This window comes from Agromyces sp. NPDC055661, assembly GCF_053618135.1.
The window spans coordinates 2,478,774-2,497,926 of the sequence record NZ_JBSHHC010000001.1 but is presented as its reverse complement, the minus strand read 5'-3'; the positions used below and the strand labels follow the sequence as shown (position 1 = coordinate 2,497,926).

20 protein-coding genes are annotated in these 19,153 nt (G+C 71.5%); 10 read left to right on the top strand and 10 right to left on the bottom strand.

The window, feature by feature from the left end; all coding sequences use genetic code 11:
* Positions 1-3: 3 nt before the first annotated feature.
* From ACWGO8_RS11460 to ACWGO8_RS11440, 5 genes are all read right to left on the bottom strand, one after another.
* The gene (locus ACWGO8_RS11460; RefSeq protein ID WP_452043178.1) at positions 4-1,197 is read right to left on the bottom strand and encodes a globin domain-containing protein; all 1,194 of its coding nucleotides are present in this window, start codon (positions 1,195-1,197) and stop codon (positions 4-6) included.
* Between the two features lie 4 nt (positions 1,198-1,201).
* Positions 1,202-1,609: a group I truncated hemoglobin gene (locus ACWGO8_RS11455; protein ID WP_452043177.1), complete on the bottom strand. Its 408-nt coding sequence runs from the start codon at positions 1,607-1,609 to the stop codon at positions 1,202-1,204.
* A gap of 275 nt (positions 1,610-1,884) precedes the next feature.
* Positions 1,885-3,120, bottom strand: a complete 1,236-nt coding sequence (locus ACWGO8_RS11450; RefSeq protein ID WP_452043176.1) for a low temperature requirement protein A — start codon at positions 3,118-3,120, stop codon at positions 1,885-1,887.
* A gap of 63 nt (positions 3,121-3,183) precedes the next feature.
* A complete protein-coding gene (locus tag ACWGO8_RS11445) occupies positions 3,184-4,314 on the bottom strand; it encodes a sensor histidine kinase (RefSeq protein WP_452043175.1) in 1,131 nt (376 codons plus the stop codon).
* Entirely contained in the window at positions 4,307-5,023 is a 717-nt protein-coding gene (locus ACWGO8_RS11440; protein ID WP_452043174.1) for a response regulator transcription factor, read from the bottom strand. Before ACWGO8_RS11440 ends, ACWGO8_RS11445 begins: the two co-directional genes overlap by 8 nt.
* An 87-nt stretch (positions 5,024-5,110) precedes the next feature.
* On the opposite strand from ACWGO8_RS11440, the gene ACWGO8_RS11435 reads away from it, so the two are divergent.
* From ACWGO8_RS11435 to ACWGO8_RS11425, 3 genes are all read left to right on the top strand, one after another.
* Positions 5,111-5,794, top strand: coding sequence for a M15 family metallopeptidase (locus tag ACWGO8_RS11435; RefSeq protein ID WP_452043173.1), 684 nt, complete (start codon positions 5,111-5,113; stop codon positions 5,792-5,794).
* 38 nt (positions 5,795-5,832) lie between these two features.
* Positions 5,833-6,387, top strand: a complete 555-nt coding sequence (locus ACWGO8_RS11430; RefSeq protein WP_452043556.1) for a VanZ family protein — start codon at positions 5,833-5,835, stop codon at positions 6,385-6,387.
* A 61-nt stretch (positions 6,388-6,448) separates the two neighbouring features.
* A complete protein-coding gene (locus ACWGO8_RS11425) occupies positions 6,449-7,354 on the top strand; it encodes a helix-turn-helix transcriptional regulator (protein ID WP_452043172.1) in 906 nt (301 codons plus the stop codon).
* 22 nt (positions 7,355-7,376) lie between these two features.
* Here the strand turns inward: ACWGO8_RS11425 and ACWGO8_RS11420 are convergent, their stop codons facing one another.
* Both ACWGO8_RS11420 and ACWGO8_RS11415 read right to left on the bottom strand, forming a co-directional pair.
* The gene (locus ACWGO8_RS11420; RefSeq protein WP_452043171.1) at positions 7,377-7,787 is read right to left on the bottom strand and encodes a (R)-mandelonitrile lyase; all 411 of its coding nucleotides are present in this window, start codon (positions 7,785-7,787) and stop codon (positions 7,377-7,379) included.
* Between the two features lie 68 nt (positions 7,788-7,855).
* Positions 7,856-8,842 (bottom strand): aldo/keto reductase, encoded by a 987-nt coding sequence (locus tag ACWGO8_RS11415; RefSeq protein WP_452043170.1) that lies wholly within the window; start codon positions 8,840-8,842, stop codon positions 7,856-7,858.
* A 138-nt stretch (positions 8,843-8,980) separates the two neighbouring features.
* On the opposite strand from ACWGO8_RS11415, the gene ACWGO8_RS11410 reads away from it, so the two are divergent.
* Entirely contained in the window at positions 8,981-9,871 is an 891-nt protein-coding gene (locus tag ACWGO8_RS11410) for an aldo/keto reductase (protein WP_452043169.1), read from the top strand.
* Here the strand turns inward: ACWGO8_RS11410 and ACWGO8_RS11405 are convergent.
* Positions 9,868-10,734, bottom strand: coding sequence for a helix-turn-helix transcriptional regulator (locus ACWGO8_RS11405; RefSeq protein ID WP_452043168.1), 867 nt, complete (start codon positions 10,732-10,734; stop codon positions 9,868-9,870). The two genes, ACWGO8_RS11410 and ACWGO8_RS11405, sit on opposite strands and share 4 nt — an antisense overlap.
* A gap of 101 nt (positions 10,735-10,835) precedes the next feature.
* On the opposite strand from ACWGO8_RS11405, the gene ACWGO8_RS11400 reads away from it, so the two are divergent.
* The 3 genes from ACWGO8_RS11400 to ACWGO8_RS11390 all read left to right on the top strand — a co-directional run bounded on the left by ACWGO8_RS11400 (position 10,836) and on the right by ACWGO8_RS11390 (position 13,766).
* The gene (locus ACWGO8_RS11400; RefSeq protein ID WP_452043167.1) at positions 10,836-12,101 is read left to right on the top strand and encodes a multidrug effflux MFS transporter; all 1,266 of its coding nucleotides are present in this window, start codon (positions 10,836-10,838) and stop codon (positions 12,099-12,101) included.
* 44 nt (positions 12,102-12,145) lie between these two features.
* On the top strand, positions 12,146-13,168 hold the full coding sequence (locus ACWGO8_RS11395) for a zinc-dependent alcohol dehydrogenase family protein (protein WP_452043166.1): 1,023 nt from the start codon (positions 12,146-12,148) through the stop codon (positions 13,166-13,168).
* Positions 13,169-13,559: 391 nt separating this feature from the next.
* A complete protein-coding gene (locus ACWGO8_RS11390) occupies positions 13,560-13,766 on the top strand; it encodes a cold-shock protein (RefSeq protein ID WP_452043165.1) in 207 nt (68 codons plus the stop codon).
* Positions 13,767-13,923: 157 nt separating this feature from the next.
* Here the strand turns inward: ACWGO8_RS11390 and ACWGO8_RS11385 are convergent, their stop codons facing one another.
* Positions 13,924-14,931 (bottom strand): zinc-dependent alcohol dehydrogenase, encoded by a 1,008-nt coding sequence (locus ACWGO8_RS11385; RefSeq protein ID WP_452043164.1) that lies wholly within the window; start codon positions 14,929-14,931, stop codon positions 13,924-13,926.
* Entirely contained in the window at positions 14,928-15,836 is a 909-nt protein-coding gene (locus tag ACWGO8_RS11380; RefSeq protein ID WP_452043163.1) for an SMP-30/gluconolactonase/LRE family protein, read from the bottom strand. Before ACWGO8_RS11380 ends, ACWGO8_RS11385 begins: the two co-directional genes overlap by 4 nt.
* A 102-nt stretch (positions 15,837-15,938) precedes the next feature.
* Between ACWGO8_RS11380 and ACWGO8_RS11375 the strand changes: the two genes are divergently transcribed.
* The 3 genes from ACWGO8_RS11375 to ACWGO8_RS11365 all read left to right on the top strand — a co-directional run.
* On the top strand, positions 15,939-17,657 hold the full coding sequence (locus tag ACWGO8_RS11375) for an IlvD/Edd family dehydratase (protein ID WP_452043162.1): 1,719 nt from the start codon (positions 15,939-15,941) through the stop codon (positions 17,655-17,657).
* A gap of 69 nt (positions 17,658-17,726) precedes the next feature.
* Complete coding sequence (locus ACWGO8_RS11370; protein ID WP_452043161.1) at positions 17,727-18,431, top strand: potassium channel family protein; 705 nt, start codon at positions 17,727-17,729, stop codon at positions 18,429-18,431.
* Between the two features lie 2 nt (positions 18,432-18,433).
* Positions 18,434-19,153, top strand: a 720-nt coding sequence (locus ACWGO8_RS11365; protein WP_452043160.1) for an MBL fold metallo-hydrolase, incomplete at its 3' end; no start/stop codon positions are given.

Genomic DNA, 19,153 nt, shown 5'->3' with positions numbered 1-19,153 from the left:
CCCCTATTCGCTCCCCGGCAGCCCAGCCGGCTCCGGTTCATGGGTGTGGTGGTGAAGTTCGTGGCTGTCTTCGTCGAGGGTTGCGAACTGCTCGAACCGGACGTCCGACCGCGCGATCCCTCCGGCGCGGAGTCGGGAGACCGTGTGGCGCACCATCTCGGGGGATCCGCACACCAGCGCGAGACGACCGTGCAGCGATCCGCTCTCCGCCGCGGCATCCCCCACCAGGCCCTTGCGGCCCGGATAGCTGGGGTCGTCGGAGACCACCGGCGTGTAGGTGAACCAGGGGCGGGCCGACAGGTTCTTCAGCAGCCGGTTCTCGTAGAGGTTCCAGGGCAGGCGCGCACCGTGGAACAGGTGGACCTGCGGAGCCTGGCCGGTCGCCTGCCAGTCCTGGTCGATCCGCTCCAGGTGGGACCGCAGCGGGGCCAGGCCGGTTCCTCCGGCGACCATGATCAGGTCGCGCCGACGCTCGTCCTCGTCGAGGGTCAGCTCCTGACCGACGGGGGCTCCGATGCGCACGGTCTCGCCGGCTTCGAGGTGGCGCACCATGCTGCTGCTGACCTGCCCGCCGGGGACCATCTGGACGTGGAACTCGAGGGTGCCGTCGGCACGCGGCGCGTTCGCCGGGCTGAGGTAGCGCCACAGCCGAGGCCGCGACGGGATCTCCACCGCAACGGATTGGCCCGGCACGAACGACAGCTGCGGTTCGGGTCGGACCTGGATGACGGCGAGGTCCATCCCCCGCCGATCCACCGCGGTGACGTGCCCGGCCCACGAGGCGGGGCTGGTCGACTCGGCGGCCTCGGCCGCCTGGACCATGACCGTGGCGATCACCCCGTAGGCCTCGGCCCAGTCGGCCGCGACCTCGTCGGTCCACCCGTCGCCGAGGAAGTGCTTGAGCGTGGCGAGGAGGGAGGCGCCGACCGCGTTGTAGTGCGCCGCGATGACCTCGAAGCGCCGGTGGTCGCGACCGAGCTGCTCGATGAACCCGACCACCTCGCCGAGCTCGTCGACGCTCGACACGATCCGGCCGAGCGCGCCGACGAGACGATCGCGTTGGGTCGCCATCGAGACGGGGAACATGCCCCGCAGCTCGGGGTGCGACAGGAACAGGTGCGAGTAGAAGAACAGCGGCACCTCGTCGCCGAGGCTCTCGGCCGCCGCCCACGTCCGCTTCAGCGCAGCGGTGTCCACCGCGTCACCCGGCCGCCGTGTCGTTATCGATGATGTCGGGTGCCGTGCCGGCGACCGCGGTCACCGTGCGGTCGATGATCGCGGGCTCGACGCCGGCCTCGGTGAGTGCGGTCACGAGGTGACCCGCGACGGCGGTGAAGGCATCGGTCGAGATGCCCTTGCCCTGGTGGACGGTACGCAGCTGACGGCCGGTGTACTCGACCGGGCCGCCCATCACCTGGGAGACGAGTGCCGTCTGGTGTCGCTTGAGCCGGTCCATCTCGACGCCGTCGAAGTACCCGCGGAGTCGGTCGTCGTCGAGGATGAGGACGTAGAACCGCTCGACGACCGCAGCGACCGCCTGGCCACCGCCGACCGCGTCGTAGTCGCTTCGCGCTTGGGTGTCGGACTGCTCGTTACGGCTGTCGTTCATCGGTGGGTTCCAATCACTGGCAGGGCAGGGGTGTTCCTTTCTTAGCAGAGTCGAACCGCGCACCTGAAGCCGTCAGTTCGGCATTGTGGAAACGCCGGAGCGGTGGCATCGCGACCCGAAAGCCTCCGTCATCAGGCGGTTCCAGTGTCGGCTCGACGCCCGAACCAGGCACGGTGTCGGGGGATTTCCCAGCTTGCGAGAGCGTCGCGGACCCGATTCGGCCGAGCACCCGCTCCGCCGCCTGCCGGTACAGCTGTGCCGCCGACGATCCACCACTACTCGAGCGCCTGCCGCTCGAGCGCAGCCGCCTCGTTCCGGTAGCCCACGGTCTCGTAGAGCACGATGACGAGCGCCGGGGAGCCGGCGACGAGCAGGAGCCCGATGCCGATGCTCGCCCCGGATGCGACGGCGACGACCGCACCGGCGAGCACCAGTGCGGCCGTTGCGAAGGCCCAGAGATGGAGCCGGTCCGTCGACCGCAGGAGCAGCACGTACAGGGCGAGCAGCATCAGCTCGTACACGAGCACCGGGACGACCACGGTGAGCACCGCGGCCACCGCGTCGATGTGCGCCTCCCCCGCGATGAACATCGCCGCGACGTGGAGCCCGGCGCCCGTGCCCGCCACGGAAGCGAACACGACGATGTGGCCGTAGCTCCATCCGTACGCCCGACCGCGATGTCGCGCCAGGAGGCGCCCGACGGGCACCGTGAAGTACAGCCACCACATGCCGAACGCGAGTGCGGTCCCGCTGAAGGCGATGAGCACCGCCTCGGGCGACCACCCCACCCGGTCGACCGCGGCGGAGACCGCGAGCACCGTGCCGAAGACGATCTCCCCGAGGGTGATGATCACGAGCAGCGAGTACCGCTCGGCCAGGTGGTGCGGATGCCACGGGGTGCCGCCGAAGCGCGTCTCGGCGATGATCGGGCCGGTCAGCTCCACTGCCGTCAGCACGCCGAACGCGACGAACGTGCCCCAGACCGGCAGTGACAGGAAGATCAGTGCGACCCATCCGACCTGCGCGACGGCGATCGCCGCGGCGTACGCCAGGCACGCGCGTCGGTGCTCCGGATCATCCCTTGCGGCTCGAAGCCAGAGCACGATCGCCGCCACCCGCATGATCACGTAGCCGGCCACCATGATCGAGTTGTCGACGTGCTGTCCCTCCTCGATCGATCGGAAGAACGGCGGCAGCCCGAGGGCGATGACGACCACGCCGATCATCTCGACGAGCGTCGCGAGCCGGAACAGGAGATCGTCGTTGTCGTAGGCGGACGCGAGCCACGAGTAGTTCACCCATGCCCACCCGACGGCGAAGGCGCTCAGGACGAACGCGGCGATCCCGGGCGCCCAGTGGCCCGCCTCGAGCACGTGCGCCGTCTCGCTCGACATAACGCTGAACGACACCACGAAGGTGAGGTCGAAGAGGAGCTCGAGCGGTGTGGGTGCGCGATGCCGCTCGGCGGGGTCTCGACCCGACATCCGTACGAGCCGGTGCGTGAGGCTCATGGACCGTACGGTACACCGCAAGGTCGGAGTCACCGGTCCGGCGACGCACCCGCTCCGCGGACGTTACGCGACACTCGGCGGACCGGCGGGCGCGACCACCCCGTGGCTCGGTGCGGTGGCCGCGGCCGGCAGCTGCACCGAGACGCGGAGTCCGCCGCCGTCACGGGGATCGATGCGCATCGATCCGTCGTGCGCGCGCGTGATGCTCGCGACGATCGCCAGGCCGAGGCCGACGCCGGCGTGGTCGGAGCGGATGCGCTCGGTGCCGCGCTGGAACGGCTCGGTGAGCGTCGAGACCAGCGGCGGGCTGAGCTGCTCCCCCGTGTTCTCGACGGTCAGCGTCACGGACTCGGGGCCGACGGCGGTGTGCACCTGCACGGTGCCGTGCTCCGGGATGTTGTGGACGATCGCGTTGTGGACGAGGTTCGTCGTCAGCTGCAGCAGGAGCGCGTGCGAGCCGACGGTCGTCGCGACCTCGCCCGACGTCACGATGGCGACGCCGTGCTTCTCGGCGAGCGGCAGGAGCGTCTCGGCGGCCTCCTCCGCGACGAGCGACAGGTCGACGGGCGCCCGGGTGAAGGCTCGCTGGTCGGTGCGGCTGAGCAGGAGCAGCGCCTCGGTGAGCTCGATCGCCCGGGCGTTGACGACGCGGAGTCGTTCGATGAGCTCATCCCCCTCGCGGCGCGGATCGTGCTGCGCGACGTCGAGGAGGGTCTGCGTGATCGCGAGCGGCGTCCGCAGTTCGTGCGAGGCGTTGGCCGCGAAGCGCTGCTGCTCGGCGACCTGCGCCTCGAGCCGCGCGAGCATGGCGTCGAAGCTGTCGGCCAGCTCGCGGAACTCGTCCTGGCGACCCTCCAGCTCGATCCGGTGCGAGAGCGAACCGGATGCCGCGCGTCGCGCTGCCCTCGTGATGCGCGCCAGGGGCGCGAGCATGCGCCCGGCGAGGATCCACCCGCCGAGCAGCCCGAACACGAGGAGGGCGAGCATCGCCCAGGCCACCGCCGGGACGAACGCGCGCACGAGGTCGTCGCGGCCCGGGACGAATCCCCCGATCGTGTTGATCGCCTCGGCCGGCACGTACCGCAGGAGGAACAGCCACACGACCGCGAGCAGCAGGGCACCGGCGACCATGAGGAACCCGGCGTAGCTCAGCGTGAGCTTGAAGCGGACGCTGAGTCCGGGCTCCCTAGCCACGCGCGCCTCCACCGGTCTCCGCGCCGACCGCACCGCCGTCCGACTCGGGGCCGGTGTCGATGCGGTAGCCGACCCCGGGCACCGTGGCGATGAGCCACGGCTCGCCGAGGCGCTTGCGCAGCGCCGAGACCGTGATGCGCACGGCGTTCGTGAACGGGTCGGCGTTCTCGTCCCATGCGCGCTCCAGCAGCTCCTCGGCGCTGACGACACCGCCCTCGGCGGCGACGAGCACCTCGAGCACGGCGAACTGCTTCCGCGTCAGCGCGACATAGCGCTCGTCGCGGTAGACCTCGCGACGGAACGGATCCAGGCGCAGCCCGGCGATCTCCCGCACCGGCGGTCGGCTGACGGCCCGACGGCGGTCGAGCGCGCGCAGCCGGAGCACGAGCTCCCGGAGCTCGAACGGCTTGGTGAGGTAGTCGTCGGCGCCGAGCTCGAAGCCTGACGCCTTGTCGTCGAGCCGATCGGCGGCCGTCAGCATGAGGATCGGCATGCCGCTGCCGGACGCGACGATGTGCTCGGCGACCTCGTCGCCGGACGGGCCGGGGATGTCGCGATCGAGGACCGCGATGTCGTAGCTGTTGATGCTCAGCAGTTCCAGGGCAGTATCCCCGTCGCCGGCGATGTCGGCGGCGATCGCCTCGAGCCGCAGGCCGTCGCGGATGGCCTCGGCCATGTACGGCTCATCCTCGACGACCAGAACGCGCATGCACTCGATGCTAGAAGGCCGCGCATATCGTCGGCCTATCGAAAATCGCATACGGGCCTGCAACGCGCCGCCGCATTGACTTGCGGCATGAATCGAACCCTGACTGCAGGACGACGGTTGCGCAGGACGATCGCGTTCCTCGCGATCGGCCTGGCCGTCGCCGCCGCCGCGATCGTCGGCGCATCCGTCGCCCAGTCCTCGCTGTCGTCGGCGAGCTCGTTCGGGGAGGCCCCCGGCCGGGTCGGCGACGAGGGCGGTGGCGGCGAGGTGCCTGGCGGCGAACCGGGGCGCGCGGCATCCGCTGCCGACGGCGCCGTGACCGAGGCCGACGGCGTCATGCCCGACGGAGTGACGGTCTTCGACGATCGGTACCCCGGCGTCGCGAACCTCGACGCCGAGCTGCTCTCGGCGCTGCGGGCAGCCGCCACGGATGCCTCCGCCGACGGCGTGGAGTTCTTCGTCAACAGCGGCTGGCGCTCGGCCGAGTACCAGGACCAGCTGCTGCGCGAGGCGGTCTCGACGTACGGCTCGGAAGCCGAGGCCGCCCGCTGGGTCGCCACCGCCGAGACCTCCGCCCACGTCGCCGGGGACGCCGTCGACATCGGGTCGTACGACGCCACGACCTGGCTCTCCGAGCACGGTTCCGCGTTCGGGCTGTGCACCACGTACGACAACGAGCCCTGGCACTTCGAGCTGCGCCCCGAGGCGATCGCGGACGGCTGCCCGGCCACGTTCGCCGACCCCACGCAGGATCCGAGGATGCAGCAGTGACCGGGGAGCGAACCGGTGGCAGAACGGCTCTTGTCGTGATGTTCGCCGTCTACCTCGTGCTGCTCGTGTGGATCGTGCTGTGGAAGGTCGAGCTCCCGTGGCTCGGCGAGGAATCGAGGCGCGTGGTCAAGCTCGTCCCGTTCGTGGCGGGGCCCGGTACAGGTGCCAGCCGCCCCCTCGAGGTCGTGGCGAACGTCCTGCTCTTCGCGCCCTTCGGCGTCTACGTCGGCCTCCTCGCGCCGGCGTGGACGTGGTGGAGGGCCGCGCTCGTGTTCACGGCGAGCAGCCTGGGCCTGGAGGTCGCGCAGTACGTGCTGGCGGTCGGCAGTTCCGACGTGTCCGATGTCATCGCCAACACTGCGGGAGGCCTGGTCGGGTTCGGCCTGCTCGCCGTGGTGCGCCGGCGGCTCGGAGCGAGGACGACGCCCGTCCTGACGCGCGCCTGCGCGATCGGGACCGCGGTGCTCGTCGTCGGGAGTGCGGTCGTCGCGACCGCGCCCGTGCACTCCGGGCCGCCCGGCCACGGCCCCGGCCCGCAGCGCGCCATCCCCGTGCAGGACTCCGGAGCGTCGCCGCCCGCCCGATCGGCGTAGCCGCGAAGCAGGCACCGCCAGGGCCTCCCGGACGCCCCCACTCCGGCCTACCGTTGATGGCATGGCTGACGTTCGCGCCGAGGTGCGGGAGTTCCTGAGCTCCCGCCGCGCCCGGCTGACCCCCGAGCAGGCCGGGCTCCCCGCGTACGGCGGCAACCGCCGGGTGAAGGGACTGCGCCGCGAGGAGGTGGCGATGCTCGCCGGCGTCTCGGTCGACTACTACGTGCGGCTCGAGCGCGGCAATCTCGGCGGGGCATCCGACAGCGTGCTCGACGCGCTCGCGACGACCCTGCAGCTCGACGACGCCGAGCGGCAGTACCTCTACGACCTGGCGCGCGCCTCGGGGCCGGGCCTCACCCGCGCCCCGAAGCCGAAGGCCTCGGTGCGGCCGGCCGTCCTGCAGGTGCTCGATGCGTTCGCGGATGCCCCGGCGTGGGTGCGCAACGGACGGCACGACATCCTCGCGGCGAACCGGCTGGCCCGCGCCCTCTACTCCCCGGTGTTCGACGATCCCCGACGGCCGGTCAACACGACCCGGTTCGCGTACCTGAACCCCGCGGCGAAGGAGTTCTGGCGCGACTACGACCAGATCACCCACGACGCCGCCGCGATGCTCCGCATGGAGGCCGGCCGCAACCCGCACGATCCCGAGCTCATCCGGCTCGTCGGCGAGCTGTCGACGCAGAGCGAGCTGTTCCGCGAGCGGTGGGCGTCGCGCGACGTGAAGTTCCATCGCAGCGGGCGGAAGCGCCTGCACCACCCGGTGGTCGGCGACCTCGACCTGGACTACGAGTCGATGGACCTGCCGAGCGAGCCCGGTCTCGTGCTGAACGTGTACACCGCGCCCGCGGGCTCGCCCTCGGCGGACGCGCTCAAGCTGCTCGCGTCCTGGGCCGCGACGCACGAGGCCGAGTTCGCCGCGGCCGACGAGGCCGTCCGCACGACGGCGCCGGCGAGGAATCCCTAGGCGTCCTCACCGGCCGCGTCGCTCACGCCGACGGGTACTCGTCGGCGCGCAGCTTGTCGCCCCAGACCGTCTCGGGCTCGTCCGCTCCGGCACCGGGCGCCTCCCACAGCGCCAGATGGCACATGAAGCTGTCGGCGGTCGCGCCGTGCCAGTGCCACTCCCCCGCCGGCGTGTAGACGGTGTCGCCGGGATGCAGCTCGATCAGCTCCTCACCGCGCGACTGCACGTATCCGCGGCCCTCGGTCACGTGCAGCATCTGCCCGACCGCGTGCCGGTGCCAGGCCGTGTGGGCGCCGGGCGTGAACCGCACGAGGTTGAGGCGCGCCCGCGACGGCTCCTCGCCCGCGTAGTAGGCGTTGAAGTACACGTCGCCGGTGAACCAGTCGTCCGGTCCCTTCACGGTCGGCCGCTTCGGCTGCCGTTGCGTGCTCATGGGTTGCTCCTTCGTCTCGGGCGGGCGGATGCCGCGTCGTCATCGGTGCGCGGATGCCGCGGCATCCGTCAGCGGCCGACCATCTGCATGCCCGACGCGTCGTAGCGGTTGCCGGCAACGCCGACCCGCTCGACGAGCGCGTTCAGGTCCGCGACGTCGTCGGCCGAGAGCGCGACGGCGGTCGCGGCGGCGTTCTCGTCGACGCGCTCGCGGCGCCGGGTGCCGGGAATCGGCACGATGAACGGCCGCTGCGCGAGCAGCCAGGAGAGCGCGACCTGCGCCGGCGTCGCGCCACGCCGGTCGGCGAGCGCGCGGACCTGGTCGATCAGCACCTGGTTGGCGGCGAGGTTCTCGGCTTCGAAGCGGGGCACGCGCGCACGGATCTCGTCGGGCGCGAAGGTCGCGTCGGCCGCGACCGAGCCGGTGAAGAAGCCCTTGCCGAGCGGGCTGAACGGCACGAACCCGATGCCGAGCTCGGCGCACGCGGGCAGCACCTCGAGTTCAGGATCGCGGGTCCAGAGCGAGTACTCGCTCTGCACGGCCGTCACCGGGAAGACCGCGTGCGCGCGACGGATCGTCGCCGCGCCCGCCTCGGAGAGCCCGAAGTGCGCGACCTTGCCCTCGGCGACCAGTTCGCCGACCGCGCCGGCGACGTCCTCGACGGGCACGTCGGGGTCGACGCGGTGCTGATAGAACAGGTCGATCCGATCGATCCCGAGGCGCTGGAGGGACGCCTCGGCGACCCGCCGGATCTGCTCGGGTCGCGAATCGAGGCCCTGCATGCGCCCGTCGACGATGTTCCAGCCGAACTTCGTCGCGACCACCGCCTGGTCGCGGATGGGCGCGAGAGCCTCGCCGACGAGTTCCTCGTTCACGTACGGGCCGTAGACCTCGGCGGTGTCGATGAACGTCACGCCGTGCTCGACGGCGTAGCGGAGCACGCCGATCATGTCCTTGCGGTCGCCGGGGTTGGGCCCGTAGCTCATGGACATGCCCATGGCGCCCAGCCCGATGGCCGACACCTCGAGGCCCTGGCCGAGTGTTCTCGTGTGCATGGTGTTCCTTCCTGGGTGGTGCGCCGTTCGCGCGACCACCTCCATCCCACGCCTTCCAGCGTGCGCGCGGGAGTCCCTGGCGTGACAGGTACCAGCACGGCCTCCCTCCTCGTCCACCGGGCGCCTAGCGTGGCCGCCATGTCCATTCCGCACCTCACGCTGAACAACGGCGTCGAACTGCCCGCACTCGGGTTCGGCGTCTTCCAGACCCCGCCCGACGAGACCGTCGCGGCCGTGACCCAGGCGCTCGAGGTCGGCTACCGGCACATCGACACCGCCGCTGCGTACCGGAACGAGCGCGAAGTCGGTCGTGCCATCAGCGAGTCGGGCGTGCCCCGCGACGACCTGTTCCTCGAGACGAAGGTCTGGATCAGCGACTACGGCTTCGACGAGACCCTCCACGCCTTCGACAAGTCAGCGGGCAAGCTCGGTGTCGATCGCCTCGACCTGTTCATCCTCCACCAGCCGCTGCCCACCGCGTTCGACCGAACGATCGACGCCTATCGCGCGCTCGAGCGGCTCCAGGCCGAGGGCCGGGTGCGCGCGATCGGCGTCAGCAACTTCATGCCCGAGCACCTGACGCGGCTGCTGGAGGTCGCCGAGGTCATCCCGGCGGTCAACCAGATCGAGGTCCATCCGTACTTCCAGCAGCGGAAGCTGCTCGCGTTCGACGCGGAGCACGGCATCCTCAACCAGGCCTGGTCGCCCATCGGCGGCATCACGTTCTACCCGGGCTACGGCGACGACCGGCGCAGCACCCTCGCCGATCCGGTGCTGCTCGGCATCGCCGACGCGCACGACCGTTCGGCCGCGCAGGTCATGCTGCGCTGGCACCTGCAGCAGGGCCGTTCGGCGATCCCGAAGTCGACGAACCCGCGTCGGATCGCCGAGAACTTCGACGTGCTCGGCTTCGAGCTGTCGCCCGACGAACTCGCGGCGATCGACGCCCTCGACACCGGAGTTCGCGGCGGACCCGAGCCGGCAGCCATCACCCTCGAGTTGAACGGCCGCCCCATTCCCGAGGCCTAGGCCGTGGTGTGCTGGGTCGCCGCCCACGACGCCAGGAGCTGCAGTCGCTCCGCCGACGGCGAGCCGGGCTCTGCCGTGTAGACGAGCATGACGAGCCCCGGCTCGGCCGTGAGCGTGAACTCCTCGTACGCCAACGTGAGCTCACCGACGACGGGGTGGTTGAAGCGCTTGGTGCCCGCGCCGTGCGTGCGCACGTCGTGCGCGGCCCAGAGCCTGCGGAACGTCTCGCTGCGGGTCGAGAGCTCGCCCACGAGGTCCTGCATCGTGCGGTCGTGCGGATTGCGCCCGGCATCCGCTCGCATGATCGCGACGCACATCTCGGCGAACAGGTCCCAGTCGGGGTAGAAGTCGCGCGACGCCGGGTCGAGGAACTGGAAGCGCGCGAGGTTCGGCGTACGTCCACCGTCGCCGATGAGGGGCGAGTAGAAGGCGCGCCCGAGGGCGTTCGTCGCGAGGAGGTCGGAGTACTGGTTCCGGACGAACGCGATGCCGCCCGTGATGGACTCGAGGGTCCACTGCAGGCTCGCCCGCGACGGCGCCTGCCGGGTCGTCCGCCTGCGGGGACGCCCCGATGCGGGGATGCCGTCGGCGGCGCGGGCGAGGTCAAACAGGTGCGCCCGCTCCGTGTCGTCGAGCTGCAGCGCGTCGGCGACGGCGTCGAGCACCGAGGCGGATGCCCCGGCGATCGCTCCGCGCTCGAGCTTCGCGTAGTACTCCACGCTCACGCCGGCGAGCACGGCGACCTCGGTGCGTCGGAGGCCCGCCACGCGCCGGTTCGGCCCAGCCGGAAGGCCCGCCTGCTCGGGCGTGAGCTTCGCCCGGCGCGACATGAGGAACTCTCGCACCTCGGCTCGGTTGTCCATGCACACAGGGTAGGTCGGATGCCGCGCACGAGGGGTGCCCTGCCAGTACACGGTTCGTCAGGGACTCCCTCGAACGGCGGCGATCGCGTCCACTTGATGTCGTGACCACCACCGTCCCCACCCCGAACCCGTCGACCTCCGTCGGCCGCCTGCTGCCTGCCGTGCTGCTCCTGCTCACCGTGTTCGGTCCCATCTCGATGGACCTCTACCTGCCGCTGCTCCCCGCGCTGACGCTCGACCTGGGCGCCGCGACGTCGACGGCCCAGCTCACCATCACGGCGTGCCTCATCGGACTCGCGTCGGGCCAGCTCTTCGCCGGTCCACTCTCGGATCGGTACGGCCGGCGGGTTCCGCTGCTGATCGGCGTCGGCGCGTACGTCGTCACGTCGGCCTGGTGTGCGATCAGCCCCGGCGTCGAGGTGCTCATCGTCGCCCGCTTCGTGCAGGGCGTCGCGGGCGGGGTGGGCCTCGTGATCGCGCAGGCCGCGGGCCGCGACCTCTACGCCGGTGGCGCGCTGATCCGCTACTTCGGGCGTCTCACGGTGCTCAGCGGCCTCGCCGCGATCGTCGGCCCGCTGGCGGGCGGCGCGCTCGCGACGATCGCGGACTGGCGAGGCCTGTTCCTGTTCCTGGCGGGCATCGGCGCGGTCATCCTCCTCGCCGTCGCCCTCCGGTTCTCCGAGACCCTGCCGCGCGAGCGCCGCACGACCGGCGGACTCGCGCACACGGCCCGGGACTTCCGCGTGCTGCTCTCGGACCGGCGCTACGTGGGCGCGGTGCTCGTGAGCGCCTTCGCCAACGCCGCGATCTTCGCCTACCTCGCCGGCGCCACGTTCGTGCTGCAGGGCGTCTACGGGCTCTCGCCGCAGCAGTACGCCCTGGCGTTCGGCCTCAATTCGGCCGGCTTCATGGTGTTCGGCTGGCTCGCCGCCCGCAGCGCCGAACGCTGGAGTCTCCACGGCACCCTCGTCGTCGGGCTGGTGATGTGCGCGCTCGGCGCGCTCGGCCTGCTCGCCGCCGGACTCGCCGCGTTGCCGGTCGGCGTCGTGATCGCGTCCCTGCTGACGATGGTGAGCGGCGTCGCCGTGACCACGCCCGCCACCACGACCCTCGCCCTCACCGGATATCCGCGGATCGCCGGGACGGCCTCATCACTCCTCGGCATGGCGCGCTTCGCGTTCGGCGGCGTCGCCGCGCCGCTCGTGGGCATCGCGGGCGCCGCGGCCATGGTGCCGCTCGGCATCGTCACCGTCGCCGCGATCGGGCTCGCCGCGGCATCCGCCGGCCTGCTCGCGACCCGGACCTCGAAGATCACCCGGCCCCATCACGCTCCGGCCGACGCGTTCGCGACGGCCCCCGAGCACTGACCCCACCCCCACTGACCCACCCCCCTGAGAGAAGGAGCACACCCATGCGCGGTGTCATCATGCACGGCCCCGGCGACGTCCGCGTCGAGGACCGCGAGGCCCCCACCATCGAGGCGCCGACCGACGCGATCATCCGCGTCACCTCGGCCTGCATCTGCGGATCCGACCTCTGGCCGTATCGCGGCCAGGACGACTACGGCTGGCCGGCCCCGATGGGCCACGAATACGTCGGCGTCGTCGAGGAGATCGGCAGCGAGGTGCGGAACGTGAAGGTCGGCGACTTCGTCGTCGGATCGTTCTTCGCGTCGGACAACACGTGCGAGATCTGCGAGGCGGGCTACCAGTCCCGCTGCGTCCACGCCGTGCCGATGGGCGCGCTCGGCACGCAGGCGGAGTTCCTCCGGGTCCCGCTCGCCGACGGCACGCTCGTCGCGACGGCGACCCGACCCACCCCGGCGCAGGAGCGGAGCCTGCTCGCGGCATCCGATGTGCTCGGCACCGGCTGGTTCGCCGCCGTCGCCGCCGAGGCGGGGCCGGGCAAGACCGTCGCGGTCGTCGGCGACGGCGCGGTGGGGCTGCTCGGCATCCTCGCCGCGCGCGAGCTCGGCGCCGATCGCATCATCGCGTTCAGCCGCCACGCCGACCGCCAGGCGCTCGCGCGGAGCTTCGGCGCGACCGACATCGTCGAGGAGCGCGGCGACGCCGGCGTGGCGAAGGTGAAGGAGCTCACCGGTGGGCTCGGCGCGCACTCGGTGATCGAGGCCGTCGGCACGCAGGAGTCCATGATGCAGGCGATCCGGTCCACCCGCCCGGGCGGCCACGTCGGCTACGTCGGCGTCTCGCACGACGTCGAGCTCCCCGGGCTGGAGCTGTTCTTCTCCGGCGTGCACCTGCACGGTGGACCCGCGCCCGTGCGCCGCTTCCTGCCCGACCTGGTCGACCTCATCATGCGCGACCGGATCGACCCGGGAACGGTCTTCGACCTGACCCTGCCGATCGAGCAGGCCGCCGATGGCTACCGGGCGATGGACGAGCGACGCGCCACGAAGGTGCTGCTCACGTTCTGACGCGTGGCGCTCACAGACCCTTCCCATGTGCAGCCTGTAGGCTTCGAGCATCTGCAGCGGACGATCGCCCGCGTGACGCGGCTGGGAAGTCGACAAGATCCAGCTGGGACGTGCACACATCTCCTTCACCGAATACATCGGTGCGGTCCGGGCGACGAAGCCCCGAACCGGATCCGCGGACCTCGCCCGCGGCGACATGGCGCGCTCCCGCATCGGACTCGCCGCCCACGACCCGGTCGACTCCGCTGTCGTCGGCCGGGCCCGACCCATCATGCGCGACACGCGCATCCCCTCACTTCCGCCGACGGACGTCGTCGGCGGAACAACGCACGACCAGCGTCGTGCACGTCGCAGCCGCTTCGGCGGCTCGGCTCTACAGAAGGAAAGAAACATGGCAACCGGAACCGTCAAGTGGTTCAACGCCGACAAGGGCTTCGGCTTCATCGCCCCCGACGACGGCAGCGCCGACGTCTTCGCGCACTTCAGCGCCATCGCGACGGGCGGATTCCGCTCGCTCGACGAGAACCAGAAGGTCGAGTTCGACACCGCTCGCGGCCCCAAGGGCCTGCAGGCCGAGAACATCCGCGTCATCGCGTAGGTCTCGAACGCTGATCGGCGGTGACGCCGCCGATCCACGAGCGGATGCCGCGGCCAGCGCCCCCTTCGCGAGGCGCCGTCGCGGCATCCGCTCGCCCTGTCTCAGAGGTCCTCGACCCAGTCCGGGACGTCACTGCTCGAAGCAACGGCGACGACGGTCAGATGGCGACGTGGAACTTCGGCCCCGGGCCCGACCCTGCGGGGCGCTCACCCGCGAGGACCGCGGGCAGGTCGTCGAGCACCACGGTCGCGGCGACGAGTGGCCTCGGGTCGACCTGGTCGTGCGCGTAGGCGCGGATGGTGCCCTCGAGGCCGGGTGACGCGCTCAGGATGCCGACCGCCGTGACGTCGCCGAGCACGAGCATCCGGGTATCGAGCAGGCTCGGCGAGCCCGCGAGTCCGATGTAGACGACGCGCTTGCCCGGTTCGACGAGCTCGACGGCCTTCGCCGGGAGCTCGGGAGCGTTGGAGGCCTCGATGACGGCGTCCCACGGCAGTTCCGGGAGTGCGTCGTCGGACCACACGTGCTCGAAGCCGAGTGAGCGCGCGAAGTCGAGCGATCGCGGACTGCGGCCGAGGAGGTGCACGTCGGCGCCTCCGGCCCGCGCGAACATCGCGCAGAGCAGTCCGATCGTGCCCGCGCCCGTGACGAGCACGCGATCGCCCGGCTCGAGGGCGGCGGCCTGCACGGCGCGGAAGGCGTTGCCGCCGGGCTCGACGAGCGCGCCCGCCGCGTCGTCGACGGTGTCGGGCAGCGCATGCAGGGCACGAGCGGGCACGGCGAGCTGGTCGGCGAGGGCACCAGGCCGTCCGCGACGGATGCCGAGCTCGGACCGGTCGGCGCAGACGTGCTGGAATCCCGTGCGGCAGCGGCGGCACACCCCGCAGCCGAGCATGGTGTCGCCGGTGACGCGACGCCCGAGCCACACCGGATCGACCCCGTCGCCGATCGCCGACACGACCCCCATCCACTCGTGCCCGATGCGCATCGGATAGGCCGCGTGCCCGTCGTGGAGGTACTGCATCTCGCCCGTGAAGAACTCGATGTCGGTTCCGCAGATGCCGGCGCGTCGCACGTCGACGACGACCTCACCCGGCCCCGCGTCGGGCGCCGGGACGTCCTGCACCTCGGCGTGCCCGGGGCCGGTGATCACGAGCGCCCTCATGTGCGCTCCCCTTCGCCCGCATCGACGAAGCCTGCCCACAGCGGCTGGGCGAGCCCGGTGACGCCGGGGACGATCGTGAAGAGGCATCCGGAGTATGGATACTGCTCGAGCTGCTCGGGCGACAGCTCGTCGGCCGCGGTGGTGATGACGAGCGTGTCGAGCGCGGCGCCGGCGAAGGCGACGCTCGACGTGTGCGGGGCCGGCACCTCGATCACGCGGACGAGCTCGCCCTCCGGGGTGTAGCGGCGCACCTGGCCCAGACCCCACACTGCGATCCAGAGATGGTCCTCGGCGTCGACGCACATGCCGTCGGGGAAGCCCGCGTCGAGCTCGAGGAGCACCTCGCGCGGCCCGGTCCGTCCGGTCTCCACGTCGTAGTCGCGGGTGTACACGCGTCGCCGGAGCGTGTCGATGGTGTGCAGCCGGGTGCCGTCGACCGACCATCCGAGGCCGTTCGCGAGCGTGAGGTCGTCGTCGAGCACGCGCCGGGATCCGTCGCGTTCGACGACGAGCAGCTCCTCGCGCTCGGAGGACCCGCCTTCCGAGAGCGTGCCCACGAGGTAGCGGCCCGCGGCATCCGGCTTGCCGTCGTTGAACCGGCGAGATCCGTCGCTCCCGAGCACGGGGATGGTGCGGACGACCCGGCCGTCTCGCACCATCACGAGGTCGTCGCCGTTCGCGACGATCCAGTCCCCCTTCGCAGACGGAGCCATCGCGCCGACGGTGCCCGGCAGCGGGACCCGGTCGGCGACGTCGATCGTCCCGTCCTCGGCGAGCGTGCCGGTGAGCACCTCGCCGCGCCGGATGTCGACCCAGTGGATGCTGCGGCGGACCGGATCCCAGAACGGCCCCTCGGAGAGCACACCCGGCTCTGCGGTGGCGAGCACCAGGCTTTCGGAGCTCATGCGGGGGTCTCGGGTGTCGACATGCTCGCGCGTCTCCCCTCTCGGGCCATATGCTCACCGCAGTCTCACATGACGGACCCCGTATTTCGAAGGGTGGAGATCATGGACCGGGTTCTCCGCAGTTCCGCCTGGTACTCGGGCGACGATCGGAACGCGTACATCCATCGCGCCTGGATGCGTCGGGGCGTGCCCGACTCCGCGTTCACCGGCCGCCCGCAGATCGCGATCGCGAACACCGCATCCGACCTCACGCCGTGCAACGCGCACCTGACCGAGGTGGCCCAGTCGGTCAGGAACGGCATCTACGAAGCCGGTGGCATCCCGCTCGAACTCCCGGTCGTCTCGCTGGGCGAGACACAGGTGCGTCCGACGGCGATGCTGTGGCGGAACATGGCGGCGATGGCCACCGAGGAGATGCTGCGCGCGAACCCGATCGACGGGGTGGTGCTGCTCGGCGGGTGCGACAAGACCATACCGTCGCTGCTGATGGCCGCGGCATCCGTCGACCTGCCCGCCGTGGTCGTGCCCGGCGGGCCGATGCTGACCGGGCACTTCCGCAACGAGGCCCTCGGATGCGGCACCGACGTGTGGCGGCTCAGCGAGGAGGTGCGCGCCGGCACGCTGAGCGAGGCGATGTTCCTCAGGTCGGAGTCGTCGATGATCCGCTCGAAGGGACACTGCAACACCATGGGCACGGCGTCGACGATGGCGCTCGTCGCGGAGGCGCTCGGCACGGTGCTGCCCGGGCTGGCCGGGACGCCCGCGCCCGATGCGCGGCTGCTCGAGGCAGCGCACGAGACCGGGCGGCTCGCGGTGCAGCTCGTCGCCGAGGACCGGCGACCGTCGACGTTCCTGACGGCCGGGAGCTTCCACAACGCGATCGTGGCCCTGGCCGCGATCGGTGGGTCGACCAACGCGGTCGTGCACCTGCTCGCCATCGCCGGGCGGCTCGGGATCGAGCTGACGATCGACGACTTCGACCGGATCGGCGAGGAGGTGCCGCTGCTGGTGAACCTGCAGCCCGCGGGGCGGTACCTGATGGACGACCTGTACCGGGCCGGCGGGTTCCTCGCCGTCATGCGCGAGGTGCGCGACCTGCTCGACCCCGACGCGCTCACGATCACCGGGCGCCCGTTCGTCGAGTACCTCGACGACGCGCGGATCTGGGATCCCGAGGTCATCACGCCGCGCGAGACTCCGCTGCTCTCCGCCGCAGGAATCGCGGTGCTGCGCGGGTCGCTCGCGCCCGGCGGGGCGATCATCAAGCCCGCCGCGGCATCCCCACACCTGCTGAAGCACCGCGGTCGGGCCTTGGTGTTCGACTCGATCGAGGACTTCCACGCCCGCATCGACGACCCCGACCTCGACATCGACGCGGACTCGGTCATGATCCTGCGCGGCTGCGGGCCGCGCGGCTATCCGGGCATGCCCGAGGTCGCGAACATGCCGCTGCCGAAGAAGCTCCTCGAGCAGGGCGTGCGCGACATGGTCCGCATCTGCGACGGGCGCATGTCGGGCACCGCGTACGGGACCGTCGTGCTGCATGTCACGCCCGAAGCCGCCGCCGGCGGACCCCTCGCGCTCGTGCAGACCGGCGACTGGATCTCCCTCGACGTCCGCGCCGGGCGGCTCGACGTCGACGTGCCGGCCGACGAGCTCGCGAACCGACAGCCGACCGACGCGACGATCGACGGCTACGCGAATCCGCGCCGCGGCTGGGAACGCCTCTACGTCGACCACGTCCTGCAGGCCGACCGCGGCGCCGACCTCGACTTCCTCGTCGGCGGATCGGGCTCGACGGTCAGCCGTGAGTCGCACTGATCGCACACTCGTCACGTCCCGCGAACTGGTCCTCTCACTCGCGTGGTCACGCGTCCTAGAGTGACCGGCATGGACCAGAAGCGTTGGCAGAAGCTCACTGAGTGGCCGCTCGCGGCAGCGGCGCTCGCATTCCTCGTCGCCTACTCATGGCAGGTGATCGGCAATCTCACCGGGCCTGACGCAGTGCTCGCGGAAACGGTCATCTGGACCACCTGGGGCCTGTTCCTCGCCGACTACCTGGTGATGCTGTGGTTGGCACCCCAGCGATGGCGCTGGTTCTCCACGCACCTGTTCGACCTCGCGATCGTGGTCCTCCCGATGCTCCGCCCGCTCCGGATGCTTCGACTGGTGACGATCCTCGTCATCCTGCAACGCACCGCGGGTGCCGCGTTCCGTGGTCGGGTGATCATCTACGTCGTTGGAGCGACGCTGCTCCTCGTGTGGGTGGCCGGACTCGCGGTACTCGACGCGGAGCGGGGCCAGGACGGCTCGATCCAGACCTTGGGCGAAGGCATCTGGTGGGCGTTCGTCACCGTGACGACGGTCGGCTACGGCGACTACTTCCCCGTCACGCCGACCGGACAGCTCGTCGCGGTGGGCGTGATGATCGGCGGGATCGCACTGATCGGTGTCGTGACGGCCACGCTCGCCTCGTGGATCATCGAGAAGGTGAGCGCCACGAACCAGGCGGACCGCGCTGCCACGAAGGCGCACATCGACGAGCTCATGGTCGAGGTCCGGCAGCTGCGGGAGCTGCTCGAGAGCTCCAAGTAGTCGTGCGCACGGTCTTCGGCGGCGTCTCGAACGTGCTCGTCGGCGACGGCACGGACACGCTGCTGGTCGACGGGTACTTCAGCCGGCCTTCCCTGCTCCGTCTGCTCGGCCGCGTCCGTCCGAACCCCGAGCGGATCGCCGCCGCCCTCGAGGCGATGAACGTCGAGCGGCTCTCGGCGGTGCTCGTCTCGCACTCGCACGTCGACCACGTGCTCGATGCCCCGGTCATCGCCGACCGCACGGGAGCGGTGTTCGCCGGATCGACGTCCACTCGGCAGGTGCAGGTCGGCTATGGGCTCGCGGACCGTCCGTTCGTCGAGCTCACGCCCGGCGAGCCGGTCGCGTTCGGCGCGTTCACGGTCACGCCCGTGCTCGGACGGCACAGTCCCGGAGACCGCGTGCCGGGCCGGATCGAGGCGCCGGTCGGCCTCCCCGCGAGGGCGCGGGACTTCCGGACGGGCGAGACCTGGAGCTTCCACATCGCCCACCCCGAGGGCGCCGTGCTCGTGCACGGCAGTGCGAATTTCGTGCCCGGAGCACTCGACGGCCTCCGTGCGGATGTCGTCTACCTCGGGGTCGGGGGGGGGGGCCCCCCCCGGGGGGGGGGGGGGGGGGGGGGGGGGGGGGGGGCGGGGGGGGGGGGGGGGGGGCGGGGGGGGGCGTGGGCTCGGGCGTCGGCGTGGGCTCGGGCGTCGGAGTGGGCGTCGGGGTGGGCGTGGGCT

Excerpts from the sequence above, each read along its gene's own strand:
- ACWGO8_RS11455 (WP_452043177.1), bottom strand. The coding sequence starts at position 1,609 with ATGAACGACAGCCGTAACGAGCAGTCCGACACCCAAGCGCGAAGCGAC.
- ACWGO8_RS11390 (WP_452043165.1), top strand. The coding sequence starts at position 13,560 with ATGGCAACCGGAACCGTCAAGTGGTTCAACGCCGACAAGGGCTTCGGC.
- ACWGO8_RS11385 (WP_452043164.1), bottom strand. The coding sequence starts at position 14,931 with ATGAGGGCGCTCGTGATCACCGGCCCCGGGCACGCCGAGGTGCAGGAC.
- ACWGO8_RS11415 (WP_452043170.1), bottom strand. The coding sequence starts at position 8,842 with ATGCACACGAGAACACTCGGCCAGGGCCTCGAGGTGTCGGCCATCGGG.
- ACWGO8_RS11425 (WP_452043172.1), top strand. The coding sequence starts at position 6,449 with ATGGCTGACGTTCGCGCCGAGGTGCGGGAGTTCCTGAGCTCCCGCCGC.
- ACWGO8_RS11370 (WP_452043161.1), top strand. The coding sequence starts at position 17,727 with ATGGACCAGAAGCGTTGGCAGAAGCTCACTGAGTGGCCGCTCGCGGCA.
- ACWGO8_RS11440 (WP_452043174.1), bottom strand. The coding sequence starts at position 5,023 with ATGCGCGTTCTGGTCGTCGAGGATGAGCCGTACATGGCCGAGGCCATC.
- ACWGO8_RS11375 (WP_452043162.1), top strand. The coding sequence starts at position 15,939 with ATGGACCGGGTTCTCCGCAGTTCCGCCTGGTACTCGGGCGACGATCGG.
- ACWGO8_RS11450 (WP_452043176.1), bottom strand. The coding sequence starts at position 3,120 with ATGAGCCTCACGCACCGGCTCGTACGGATGTCGGGTCGAGACCCCGCC.
- ACWGO8_RS11430 (WP_452043556.1), top strand. The coding sequence starts at position 5,833 with ATGTTCGCCGTCTACCTCGTGCTGCTCGTGTGGATCGTGCTGTGGAAG.
- ACWGO8_RS11395 (WP_452043166.1), top strand. The coding sequence starts at position 12,146 with ATGCGCGGTGTCATCATGCACGGCCCCGGCGACGTCCGCGTCGAGGAC.
- ACWGO8_RS11380 (WP_452043163.1), bottom strand. The coding sequence starts at position 15,836 with ATGAGCTCCGAAAGCCTGGTGCTCGCCACCGCAGAGCCGGGTGTGCTC.
- ACWGO8_RS11405 (WP_452043168.1), bottom strand. The coding sequence starts at position 10,734 with ATGGACAACCGAGCCGAGGTGCGAGAGTTCCTCATGTCGCGCCGGGCG.
- ACWGO8_RS11410 (WP_452043169.1), top strand. The coding sequence starts at position 8,981 with ATGTCCATTCCGCACCTCACGCTGAACAACGGCGTCGAACTGCCCGCA.
- ACWGO8_RS11435 (WP_452043173.1), top strand. The coding sequence starts at position 5,111 with ATGAATCGAACCCTGACTGCAGGACGACGGTTGCGCAGGACGATCGCG.
- ACWGO8_RS11420 (WP_452043171.1), bottom strand. The coding sequence starts at position 7,787 with ATGAGCACGCAACGGCAGCCGAAGCGGCCGACCGTGAAGGGACCGGAC.